Source organism: Wolbachia pipientis (assembly GCA_023052945.1).
In the GTDB taxonomy this organism is placed as follows: Bacteria; Pseudomonadota; Alphaproteobacteria; order Rickettsiales; family Anaplasmataceae; genus Wolbachia.
On record CP095495.1, the window covers coordinates 1051890 to 1063535 of the forward strand.

Annotated in this window: 12 protein-coding genes; 10 read left to right on the forward strand and 2 right to left on the reverse strand. The window is 35.8% G+C overall.

Annotated elements, in window-relative coordinates:
* The first annotated feature begins 51 nt into the window (after positions 1-51).
* The 10 genes from MWH06_05055 (at position 52) to MWH06_05100 (ending at position 9130) form a co-directional block, all read left to right on the forward strand.
* Entirely contained in the window at positions 52-918 is an 867-nt protein-coding gene (locus tag MWH06_05055) for a 4-(cytidine 5'-diphospho)-2-C-methyl-D-erythritol kinase (GenBank protein ID UPA54665.1), read from the forward strand.
* Positions 919-922: 4 nt separating this feature from the next.
* The gene (locus MWH06_05060) at positions 923-1279 is read left to right on the forward strand and encodes an Mth938-like domain-containing protein (GenBank protein ID UPA54666.1); all 357 of its coding nucleotides are present in this window, start codon (positions 923-925) and stop codon (positions 1277-1279) included.
* 1 nt (position 1280) lies between these two features.
* Complete coding sequence (locus MWH06_05065) at positions 1281-2081, forward strand: metal ABC transporter permease (protein ID UPA54667.1); 801 nt, start codon at positions 1281-1283, stop codon at positions 2079-2081.
* A 131-nt stretch (positions 2082-2212) separates the two neighbouring features.
* The gene (locus MWH06_05070) at positions 2213-2398 is read left to right on the forward strand and encodes a hypothetical protein (protein ID UPA54668.1); all 186 of its coding nucleotides are present in this window, start codon (positions 2213-2215) and stop codon (positions 2396-2398) included.
* A gap of 5 nt (positions 2399-2403) precedes the next feature.
* Positions 2404-3420, forward strand: coding sequence for a DNA polymerase III subunit delta (holA, locus tag MWH06_05075; protein ID UPA54669.1), 1017 nt, complete (start codon positions 2404-2406; stop codon positions 3418-3420).
* A gap of 719 nt (positions 3421-4139) precedes the next feature.
* Positions 4140-5108 carry a reverse transcriptase N-terminal domain-containing protein gene (locus MWH06_05080; protein ID UPA54670.1) on the forward strand — a complete coding sequence of 323 codons (969 nt, stop codon included), beginning with the start codon at positions 4140-4142 and terminating at the stop codon, positions 5106-5108.
* A 510-nt stretch (positions 5109-5618) separates the two neighbouring features.
* Complete coding sequence (gene ltrA, locus MWH06_05085; GenBank protein UPA54671.1) at positions 5619-6866, forward strand: group II intron reverse transcriptase/maturase; 1248 nt, start codon at positions 5619-5621, stop codon at positions 6864-6866.
* Positions 6867-7005: 139 nt separating this feature from the next.
* On the forward strand, positions 7006-7764 hold the full coding sequence (locus MWH06_05090; protein UPA54672.1) for a hypothetical protein: 759 nt from the start codon (positions 7006-7008) through the stop codon (positions 7762-7764).
* A 142-nt stretch (positions 7765-7906) separates the two neighbouring features.
* The gene (locus MWH06_05095; GenBank protein ID UPA54673.1) at positions 7907-8272 is read left to right on the forward strand and encodes a hypothetical protein; all 366 of its coding nucleotides are present in this window, start codon (positions 7907-7909) and stop codon (positions 8270-8272) included.
* A gap of 42 nt (positions 8273-8314) precedes the next feature.
* Positions 8315-9130: a transposase gene (locus MWH06_05100; protein ID UPA54674.1), complete on the forward strand. Its 816-nt coding sequence runs from the start codon at positions 8315-8317 to the stop codon at positions 9128-9130.
* A gap of 318 nt (positions 9131-9448) precedes the next feature.
* Here MWH06_05100 and MWH06_05105 read toward each other — a convergent pair whose 3' ends face one another.
* Both MWH06_05105 and MWH06_05110 read right to left on the reverse strand, forming a co-directional pair.
* On the reverse strand, positions 9449-10621 hold the full coding sequence (locus MWH06_05105) for a CCA tRNA nucleotidyltransferase (GenBank protein UPA54675.1): 1173 nt from the start codon (positions 10619-10621) through the stop codon (positions 9449-9451).
* Between the two features lie 82 nt (positions 10622-10703).
* Positions 10704-11582, reverse strand: coding sequence for a hypothetical protein (locus MWH06_05110; GenBank protein UPA54676.1), 879 nt, complete (start codon positions 11580-11582; stop codon positions 10704-10706).
* Positions 11583-11646 lie beyond the last annotated feature (64 nt).

Here is an 11646-nt window from a genome sequence, read left to right on the forward strand (position 1 = left end):
TAAAATAGCATTATACATATAATGTAAAAATAATCTTAGTGAAGATATATAATGAAAAGTTTTTGTGTAAAGGCGCCTGCAAAAATCAATCTTTTTTTGCATGTTGTAAATAAGAAGGAAACAGGATATCACTTGATTGAAGGTTTATTTGTCTTTGCTAATCTCTCTAATTTTTTGGAAATAAAAGTAGGTGAGAAGGACTCTAGATACGATAACTCTACAGTTGAATTTATAAACTCCGAGTCTAGAATAAATAACCAGTATAACACTATAACGAAAGCGGTTAATCTGCTGCTTAGACAGGCTCCAGTGCGTACTAAAGTTTCTATTAGAGTTGTAAAGAACATACCAATTGCTGCAGGACTCGGTAGCGGATCCTCAGATGCTGGAGCTGTGGTACGTACGCTAGGGAAGCTGTGGAAGATTGATAGGACGATTTTAAATGAAATAGCCTTAAACATTGGTGCTGATGTTCCTGCAAGTGTAGATAGCAAGCCTGTTTTTGTTAGAGGTATTGGCGAAGAATTGTGCTATGTCCAAAAATTTTCCTTACCCACGAATGTGGTGCTTGTGAAACCGAAAAAAAGGTTTTTGAGTACACCAGAGGTATTTTCCAAACATGAAGGAGAATTTTCTGAGCCAATTAAATGGAGCGATGACGCTGAAAAGGATTTGTTGAAGCTTCTTAAAGAGACGAGAAACGATCTTCAAGAAATAGCAATAAGCCTTGTACCTGAAATTAAGGATGTGATATCAACACTTGAGTCACAAGAAGGCTCTATACTTTCTCGCATGTCAGGCAGTGGTGTATCATGCTTTGGAATATTCGATAGTGAGGAAAATGCAAAAGCTGCTGCAGCTAATATCAGAAAAAAGCAACCAGAATGGTGGGTATGTGACACTCAATTAATAGTTTAACTTTATGCCCTTAATTTCCGAGAATAAAAATCTTATAAATGGTTACAGGAAAGGAAAATTTTTGGTGAATAATAGAGAATATTATGGCTCAATCATAATTTTTCCTGAAAAGGTGATTAAATTGAAAGAAAGTGACATAAATAGCAAAGAACATTTTGAATCTTTTTTAACAGAGGAAATAGAAATTTTGATAATAGGTACTGGTAAAACATGCAATATACTAAGTTCTTCAGTGAAGTCCTATCTTATGGAACAAAAAGGTTTAAATTTTGAATTTATGACAACCGGTGCAGCATGCAGAACCCATAACGTTTTAATATCCGAAGATAGATTTGTTGTCAGTTATCTAATAGCCATATAGCATGCTTACCCAGGACTTTTTCATCAATAGTCTAGTTGCAGTAGTCGTAATTAGCCTAGTAACAGGCGCTTTAGGATCGTTTATGATATGGCAAAGGTTATCTTATCTTGGTGATAGTTTGTCTCATTCTTCGTTGCTTGGTGTTGCACTTGCTTTAATCTTTAAGATTAGCCCATCGCTTAGCATAATGCTCATTGCAATTACATTTGCTATACTACTTTCTCTTAATTTTAACAGATTATATTCTGTTGATACGATATTGAACATTGTTACCAATGTAGTTTTATCATCGAGTTTAATACTTATGTCTTTTCTTCCATCGGGCAATAATAGTATTATTAGCTCACTGTTTGGTGATATATTAACGCTTGATCAAAGTGATATAATATTGATTTTTTTAATCTCTGTAATAGTTACTTTGATATTAATATTTAGATGGCGTTATTGGTTAATGATTTCAATTAATCAAGATTTAGCAGTAGTTGAGAAGATTAATGTTAATTTTGTTAGACTAGAATTTTTAATCACTCTTGCTATATTTATAGCAATTGCTGCCCAATTAATAGGAATATTACTCATTGCTGCATTTTTGCTAATACCAGCAGCATCTGCAAGGCTCATTTCGAAAACTCCAATGCAGATGATTATTGTTGCAACAGTTTTTTCTGTGATTTCTGGGATATCAGGTCTGATGTTATCTGCAAGTTTTGATTTGTTAACTGGCCCTGCAATTATACTTGTTGCAGCCGTATATTTAATTATCGCTTATTTTATAAGGTTAGTATTAAGCAGGTTGGCTTGATTTTAGTCTCGAATGTTAATAATTTTGTAATATACTCATTATAAAACATCACTATTTTAGCACAAAATAGTTTTTGCTATACTATTATTTATATGCTAATGATAAGCTGTTAATTTTATGGAGTAAGCAATATGAGCGAAGAAGGATTTTTTTCTAAATATATAGTACAACCTATGAAAAATTTTTACAATAAGTGTGCTTCTTTTTGGAAGAAGGATGCGTCAGATAATGTGCAGAGTACGGCAGATGATATTGTACAAGAAAGCTCAGAGTCTTTGGATACTCATGTACAATCAAATGAGAATGATATCATATAGGTGGCATGAGGGTTACACCATCCAAAGTTAAAAGATTCCTAGAGAAACCTGATGCTTTACGTGGTGTGTTAATTCATGGAAGTGATAACAGTAGGGTTGGTTTTTATGTACAAGAAATAATTGCCAATTTGGATGAGTATTCAGTTCAGGTGATGGATTTTGCAATAGTGAATAAGTCACCCGGTTTACTGTTTTCTGAGTTGGCAAACATTTCGATGTTTACCAGCAAAAAATTAATTAAGCTGATAAATGTAAGTGGGAGTATATCCAAAGAGTTAAAAAATGTATTAGATTATAATGCAGGCGATCACTATGTAATGATGGTAGCAAGTGATCTTCCATATAATTCTGCAACTAAAAGTTATATGGAGAGTTCAAAAATTTTTGGTGTAATTGCTTGCTATAAGGACAGCAACAGTAATCTTTATGATATTATATCAAGTTACTTAAAACAAAATGATATAAAATGCACAAATGAGATAATCTACCATTTGCAATCTTACTTTAATCATAGCAAGCTGCCTATATGTTCAGAACTTGAGAAGTTAGTTTTATACTTAGGGGAGAGAAAAGACCTAAAACTTACTGATATAGAATTATGCTTTTCAACTTCCGGCAACGACTATGCTACACTTGATGATCTATGCTCTGCCATAGCAAGTAAAGATATGTCGCGTTTCATTAGAATTTCTGATGCATTGATATCGCAAGAAAATTTTTCACCGATAGCACTAATTCGCATTATATCAAATTATTTCCTACGCCTTGAAACCGTTTTGCTGTCAGTGCAAGGCGGAATGAGTGAGCAGGCTGCGATTGATCAGCTAAACCCTCCATTGTTTTTTAAACAATTGCAGAGCTTTAAATCTCATTTGAAAAGTTTGCAACTTTCAGAACTTAAAAAGATTTTGGAAAAATTGATAAGCTTAGAAGTTACCTGTAAAAAAACTGATTTAGATCATAAAATGATTTTTCAGCAGGTGATTTGTCATATTACAAATACAATTACTTGCTATAGCTAACAAAGATAAGGTGTAACCAGACTGCATTCTGTGATTTTTAGCAAAGCACGATCTTTCATTTGAGCTTTCTTCAATTTAAAATAAATATAGAAAATTGCTGCCTATAGCTAAACTGACTTACGACAATTTGAAAAACCGTCATTCTGCTACTAGTTAGCGCCGCGGCGGTATGACGTGTTGCTTAGGTCAGCTATAGCTAAAGTAACTTAGGTTCACCGACAATCGTCATTCCGCTACTAGTTAGCGTCGCAACGGCATGACGTGTTAGCTATAGAATATAGATCAGAGTGCGATCCGAATAGTCGTGGTTTTGTGATGGTTAAATTCCATCTTCCCTAGACATCGGGGATAATGTATGTCTCACATCTTGGAGAATGGCAACCTCTGGGATGCAAGCATGAGACAAAAGCAGGTAATACCTAACCTTTATGGTAAATCCCTGCAAACAGAGTTAGATATGGTTACGAGAGGAACTTATGTTTGAATTGTCGTCAATATCAATATGCGAAATAAGGTTGATACGCATGGACCAAAATGGTATGAAGCACAAGAAGAATCAAGGTTTTGATGCTTGATTATGGATGTTTTCAGCTTCCGGCAAATAGTAAGAACCTAAGTTTAACGTGAAACGAAACCATGGAACGGAGTAACCACATGGAAGCTCTTATTATTCTTTATTTAAAGGATAATCAAGAAGGTAGCCAACCGAATGCTTCTATGTGGAAGGATTGTTTAAGAAGCTAATGCCCGAAGTAATATTTGGGATATGCAGACGTAAACACTGTAGTTTGGAAGGTAAAGTTGTGAATAGTAATAAATATGTTATAGACCAACAAAATGTTAGGTATAAATGGCGTACAATTCCTTGGCGTAAGTTAGAGAAATTTGTATTCAAGTTACAAAAGCGAATTTACCAAGCTGCAAAGTGTGATGATATCAAGAAGGTACATAAACTTCAAAGATTATTACTTAACTCAATGAGTGCAAAATTGCTAGCTGTTAGAAAGGTAACTCAGGATAACAGAGGAAAGAAGACAGCAGGTATTGATGGAAAGGCTAATCTTAATCAAGAAGAAAGATTGCAATTAGCATATTCTTTGGATATAAGAGAGAAAGCTAAACCATCAAGACGTATTTGGATTCCAAAACCTGGGAAAACTGAGAAAAGGCCGTTAGGCATACCTACTATTTCAGAGAGAGCAAAAGAAACACTTATGAAAATGGCGATAGAACCAGAGTGGGAGGCAAAATTTGAGCCAAACACATATGGTTTTAGACCTGGTAGATCATGTCATGATGCAATAGAGGCTATATTCATAGCTCTTGGAGGTAAGACAGCATTTATATTAGATGCTGATATTTCCGGATGCTTTGACCAAATTGACCAAAACGCCTTGCTAAAGAAACTCAATACCACACCAACTTTTAGAAAGATAATAAGAGGATGGTTGAAGGCAGGTGTTATGGAAGATGGAAAGTTTAAACCCACAAAACGTGGCACTATACAAGGAGGAACGATATCACCGTTACTTGCATGTGTTGCATTATATGGATTAGAACAATATGTCAAACAAGCATTAACAAATGAACTTTTTCAATTTATGAAAAAGAAGCGTGGTCAGGGATCGTATGAAGAGGTAAAACAATCAATAAGCGTAATCTTTTACGCAGATGATTGTGCGCCGTAGAGACACGGGAAGTGTTGAAGCTTGCAGTAGATGAGGGAGGGCCCCTCGGAGCCGGTTTGCAAGAGCAGGCTTCAAACAGCCATAAGCTGCTTTAGTAAAGAGCTAAGGTAGTGAGCGTTATGGAAAAGGCACAATTATGTGTCATGTATGAAATAGAGAGACGAACGTAAGTGAACCACTGATGAGGTGTCGAAAGCGTAGGGACGACGTCAAAACCAGGGGGTAGTCGTTAACCTGGGATAAATCTACCAGGAGCTTGTTTACTGGGTAGGTGGCGTCCGGCATAAAAGTGGCGTGAATCTATTTTAGGCTACTGCATGGAACTACGGGAACCTGTCGTTTTGATGATAAGGGAGAAGTCCAAAGAGCCGATCTCTGAGGATGAGAGTACCGATGCGAAAAACAGGGGCGGATCAGCTCGTAGTAGTGAAGAAGTTTCTGTAATGGAAATGGAGCGAAGGAGCTGAGTTATTTAGTTTTAATTATTTATCAACCGAAAGGGAGGAGTTAATGAATAAAACAAAGTCTTTTGATATGCCGAAGCAACTTGTTTGGAGAGCTTATAAACAAGTATCGAAGAATAAAGGAGCGGCTGGTGTAGACGAGGTTACGATAACAAAGTTTGAAGAAAATCTAAAAGATAATCTATACAAACTATGGAATCGGATGTCATCCGGAAGTTATTTTCCAGAGCCAGTAAAAGCTGTTGCAATACCGAAAGGTACAGGAGGAGGACAAAGAACTTTATGTGTTCCTTCAGTATCAGATAGGATAGCGCAAACAGCAGCTACAATGTATCTTGAACCGTTAGTAGAGCCGATATTTCATAAGGATTCATATGGTTATAGACCAAATAAGTCTGCATTGGATGCGGTATATACAGCACGGAAGAGATGTTGGAAAAATGATTGGACAATAGATCTTGATATATCTGGATTTTTTGACAATCTGGACCACGATTTAGCACTGCAGGCTATCAAGAAACACACAGACTGCAAATGGGTCATATTGTATGTTGAAAGGTGGATGAAAGTCCCGATTCAGCAAGCAGATGGCAACAAGGTAGCTAGGGATAAAGGAGTTCCGCAAGGAGGTTCAATAAGTCCAATCATCTCAAACATATTTATGCACCATGCATTTGATATGTGGATGAAACAAAATTACCCAACGGTACCATTTGAAAGATGTGTGGATGATGCGATAGTACACTGCAGAACTAAAAGACAGGCAGAGTTTATGAAAGCAATGATTGAAGAAAGATTGGCCAAGTGTAAATTGAAGTTGCGTCCTGAAAAGACACAGATTGTGTACAATAAGGACGACGACAGAAAAGAAGAATATCCCATACAAAGCTTTGATTTTCTAGGCTATACTTTCAGACCTAGAATAGCAAAGAATAAGATGAGGAATTATTTTGTCTCATTTCTACCAGCAATTTGTAACAAAGCCAAAAAGAAGATCAAGAAAACCATAAAGTCATGGAGAATACATCGGGTCACGTGGACCACATTAGAGGAAATATCGAAGAGAATAGATCCAATAGTCAGAGGCTGGTTTCAGTACTATGGCAGGTTTTATAAATCAGAGATGTATCCATCTCTCAGAAATATAGAGAGATACCTCATAAGATGGGTCAGAACCAAGTATAAGAAACTTCGAGATCACGGAAGGCTAGCAAAGCAATTTCTAGGAAAAGTGAGAAAGAGGTCTCCAAATATTTTCTATCACTGGACACTTGGGTTAGGATCAAAAGACTAAATAATGGGAGCTGTATAAACCGAGAGGTTTCCGTACAGTTCTGCGAGAGACTGGTGGGGAAGCTCCGCCGGTCTACTCTCCTTGTCATCATACATGAGAGTGAAGAAATTATTCTTAAGGCGAAAGTTCTGGTTGAAGAATGGTTAAAAACCATAGGTCTAGAGCTAAAGCCATCAAAAACAAGATAACTCATACTCTAAAGGGAGAAAAGCCAGGTTTTGACTTTCTGGGGTTTACGGTAAGACAATATCCAGTAAATCGTGGTAAGAGAAGCCATAAAACAATAATTATGCCAAGTCGCGAATCCGTGAAACAGCATACATGGGTCATCAAACACAAACTGAAGAAATTGCGTGGTGAATCGCAGGGAGCAGTAATAAAACACATTAACCCAATTATTAAAGGATGGTGTCAATATTACACTTCAGTAGTATCATGTAAGATATTTAGTTTGTTAGATCACATTATGTTTGGAAAACTTTGGAAATGGGCAGTATATAAACACCATAACAAAGGAAACCGCTGGATCAAGGAAAAATACTTTAAAAAGTATGGTAACGATAATTGGCGATTTATGACAAGTAATGGAGTAAATCTTACCAGACATGGAGATTACGTTATTAAACGGCATACCAAGGTGAAAGGAACCAAGACACCATATGATGGTGATTGGGTATACTGGAGTAATCGTCTGAAGAGAGTACCAGATAAGCCAACAAGAGTAACAAATTTATTGAAGTTACAACAAGGTAAGTGTGATTATTGTCAACTTTGGTTTAAAAATGATGATATTTTGGAAGTACATCACAAAGACCAAAATAAGAAAAACAATATAACCAAAAACTTATCTTTGTTACATGGACATTGCCATGATAATTTACACAGAAAGTGTGCATGACAAGCACCAAATTGCAGAGGAGCCGTATGACGGTAACCTGTCACGTACGGTTCTGCAGTCGAGTGGGGAGAGGTGACTTTCTCCACTTAGATAACAACTTGAACGTTCACAAAATTTCTTTCTAAAAGAGGAAATTAAAGAGTTGAAATTTAAAAATGAAGAACTTGAGAGGGAAAAATCTGAGGTAACAATAGAAAACGAGCAACTAAAATTGCAACTTGCAGGATACGAAGAGGACTATACAGAGCTAGGAGATGTTTCAGATCAAACAGAAAAAAAGCGCTCAACTGAAATTGAAGAATTAAAAAGACAATTAAGCACTGCAGTAAAAGAGAGAGAAGACTCAAAAAATGAGGTTGCTAGGTTACAAGAACAAGTTGAACGTCTGAATGCAGAAAGAGAAAGAGTAAGAAATATTGCAATATCGTCTATTGAAGAGCATACAAAAACACTTGACGAAAATTTGACATTAGACCTGCTGCAAAAGGTGATTAAAAAAATGATGTGAGAGAGGTAGAAGAAGAATAAGCAGATCAAGTAAGGAAAAAAAATGAGCTTTAGTTACTATAATATGAAAAAACACCCAAGAAACTTTCGTAATATAACAGGTTTAACTATAGAGGAGTTCGAAAAAGTAGTGGAAAAAGTGAGGTCTGGATGGGAAAAACAGAAAAAGTGTCATGGTAGAAGATCAAAACTACCAACTCTGGAAGATAAGTTGTTTTGCGTAATTTTGTACTATCGCACTTACATAACACATAGATTTTTAGGATGCCTATTCAATGTACACAACGCAAATGTATGTAGGTTACTTAAGAGAATAGAGCCATTACTCGCCAAAAAAGTGACTATAACAAAAGATAGAAGTATGACGCCAGAAAAAATACTGAAGATTTTGGCTGATGTTACAGAACAGCAAATACAGAGACCAGAAGATAGTAAAAAACGGAAGAAATCATATTCAGGAAAAAAAAGAACCAACACTATGAAAACTGAGATTATTATCGAAGAAGGAGGAAGAATTTTATCAGTGTCAAAGTCATACCGTGGTAGAATTAGTGATTTCCGCATAAGGAAACAAGAAAAATATTTACCACTTGATAGCATAAAACATGCCGATTCTGGATATCAAGGTTGGCAAAAATTGCAAAGCAATGTTATAATTCCATATAAAAAGTATCGTAAAAAGCCATTAACTCCAGAGCATAATAGAAGATTAGCATCATTTAGAATGAGAGTAGAAAACAAGATCCGAGAGATAAAGATATTTAAGATTATGTCGAATGTTTATCGCAATTTTCAGAAAAAATATAACCTGAGGTTCAATATTATTGCTGGTATTGTAAATCTTAAGCACGCCTTTTAGTTAACCTTGATTTTAGTCACCCTCCTTTCCTTTTTTTTATCGCTTGATTCGCAGCAGGTCTATTAAAAAATCAGCATATTGAAAGTTCACCAGCTGAAGATAAACAACTAAATGGAGAGAAAGATACACAAGAACAAACAAAATCTTACAAGGCAGGTGTAGTGAGTTTGGACAATAAGTATAATGAAAAATTTGTACAGTCTCATACAGACTCTTTACCTTTAGAAGATGAAGTTAAAAAAAAATACACACCTAACTCTTTTCTGAGTCGCACTAGCAGTGTTGCAAGCATACATTCATTAAACCGCCAGAAAATAGTTAAAGTAGGCTCTTAGCATAAAGCACCAGCTCCTCTTTTGTTAAAGTGTAGGAGCTGTCTTCCCAATGTTGTTTTAGCAACTCCAAGCTCCTACCTAAACTTTTTCCTGGCTGGTGACCTATACTTATTAAATCATCGCCAGATAAAGGAAATTTTGGAATATTGAATGTGTTAGCAAACGAAATGTATTTATCAACATTTTCTCCAGACTCAACACCACAAATTTTTACCAAATCACAATATAATTCTCTACCAAATAAAGATATGTATTTTTTTTGCTCTTTTTCTGAGAGTTCTGTTTTGATATCGTTGGATAATAAAAATAACAGCTTTTTCTTTTGCTTGTTTGAAAGACGTAGAAACTTACTTACGTATTCTCCAAGACTTAGCCTGTCATTTTTGGTGGTCCTAAGGAGTAACGCTAATTTTACTAGTGCATCAGTGCCGAAAAGAAGTGACGAAGACAGAATTTCGCATTTTACTTCTTTCGGGATAATCTTTTGCAAAACATCAGATTCTTGCATGCTCTTAAGTGTTGGAAAAGGATCATTGCACTCCAGCAATTTAAGTATTTCATCTCTTATTCTCTCTCCAGAGAGGTTGTAAATCTTGTGCGAATGCTTTTTGCATATGCTTAGTATTTCATCACTCAAATCTCCGATACATATTTTTGCATGAAAACGAAATGCTCTTAAAATACGTAGATAGTCTTCTTTGATTCTATCTTCAGCGTTGCCTATAAAGCTTAACCTTCGCGCCTTTAAATCCTCTATACCACCAAAGTAGTCATATATATGGCCATGCTTATTTGCATATAGAGCGTTAAATGTAAAGTCACGCCTTGAAGCATCTGTTTGCCAATTATTAGTAAATTCTACTTTCGCATGCCTGCCATCACATTTCACATCATGTCTTAGTGTTGTAATTTCAAAAGACCTCTGATTTAAGATTGCAGTGATAGTTCCATGTTTTAAGCCAGTTGGAATAGTTTTTATATTACGGAGTTTTAGCGCTTCAATCGCTTGATTAGGAAGTAGATTGGTAGCGAGGTCAATGTCGTGAATGTCACGCTGCAGAATTGAGTCCCTTACACACCCACCGACAAGCCTTGCCTCACCACCAAATTTCTCTATAGCATCAATAATTAAACTAGTCTCATGGTCAACTTGCATTTAGGTTAGTACGTACTGCAAGTTCATATTATATGAAATGCTTGCAAAAGCCCTATATAAAAATATACAGGGCTATGAAGATTTATTTTACAAGTATTTGTTGTGGATGAAATGGTTGTTCTGCCATCGATTCCGTACCATATCTTGAACTTAGTAAACTTGAAGGGTTTTGCTCTTCAGAACGCTCTATGTGCTGCTTTATATCACTAACGCACTGTTCTACAACATCACAAATTTTTCCATCAGCATTTTCTGCCAATAACTCATCAAATCTCTTCTCAACCTCTGCTCTCTCAGAGATATCCTTTGAAAGGTTACAATATTCCAAGATCTCATCTACCTGAAGTTTTTTTGCTAATAGGAAATCTTCTTGTTCTTGTTTTGCTAAACTTTTTTTCCTATCAAGCAATGGTTCGAAATGCGCATAGCCTTTGTTTATTACATGCAAAACACTACTGTCGTCATAATTAACTTTATTGTACTCACCTGCATTTTTTGAGCCTGAATTGTCTATTAATTGATGCAAAGACAGATCTTGGTTATCAACAGTCTGGTTCTCTATAACATGCAATTTTACATCATACTTCTCACAAAGTATTCTGCCTTCAACTTCAGGATCACCCCACCTATCGTTACGCATAATGTTTGCTGTATAATCATCTATAGTTTCACTACGGTGCTGGCCATTATTATCGTAACTGTTAGCAATAGAATGTACAAACCATTCTGGCGGATTCTTTTGCACAAATTCTTTACAGTCTTCTCGTAACTGCTCAACAGTAACTTCTATCCCCTTTTGTTGCTCTAAACTTTGTCTGAACGAGTCAAAAAAGCAGCTTCCATTACCAATTGCTTGTCCTATATGGAAATTGTCAGGGTAAGAATTACTATTTAAAGAAGTTACTTCACTCTCAACATTGTGAAAGTCACTTAGTGGCTTCTGCTCCTTAGCTGTAGTCATGGTTTTACCTCAATTTAATATATATTACTATACCAACAAAATTGTAACTAATTAAGTATAGCAG

What these genes read in the sequence shown, in the direction of transcription:
- MWH06_05055 (UPA54665.1), top strand. Translation starts at nt 52, where the DNA reads ATGAAAAGTTTTTGTGTAAAGGCGCCTGCAAAAATCAATCTTTTTTTG.
- MWH06_05065 (UPA54667.1), top strand. Translation starts at nt 1,281, where the DNA reads ATGCTTACCCAGGACTTTTTCATCAATAGTCTAGTTGCAGTAGTCGTA.
- MWH06_05090 (UPA54672.1), top strand. Translation starts at nt 7,006, where the DNA reads ATGGTTAAAAACCATAGGTCTAGAGCTAAAGCCATCAAAAACAAGATA.
- MWH06_05110 (UPA54676.1), bottom strand. Translation starts at nt 11,582, where the DNA reads ATGACTACAGCTAAGGAGCAGAAGCCACTAAGTGACTTTCACAATGTT.
- MWH06_05070 (UPA54668.1), top strand. Translation starts at nt 2,213, where the DNA reads ATGAGCGAAGAAGGATTTTTTTCTAAATATATAGTACAACCTATGAAA.
- MWH06_05105 (UPA54675.1), bottom strand. Translation starts at nt 10,621, where the DNA reads ATGCAAGTTGACCATGAGACTAGTTTAATTATTGATGCTATAGAGAAA.
- MWH06_05060 (UPA54666.1), top strand. Translation starts at nt 923, where the DNA reads ATGCCCTTAATTTCCGAGAATAAAAATCTTATAAATGGTTACAGGAAA.
- ltrA (UPA54671.1), top strand. Translation starts at nt 5,619, where the DNA reads ATGAATAAAACAAAGTCTTTTGATATGCCGAAGCAACTTGTTTGGAGA.
- holA (UPA54669.1), top strand. Translation starts at nt 2,404, where the DNA reads ATGAGGGTTACACCATCCAAAGTTAAAAGATTCCTAGAGAAACCTGAT.
- MWH06_05100 (UPA54674.1), top strand. Translation starts at nt 8,315, where the DNA reads ATGAGCTTTAGTTACTATAATATGAAAAAACACCCAAGAAACTTTCGT.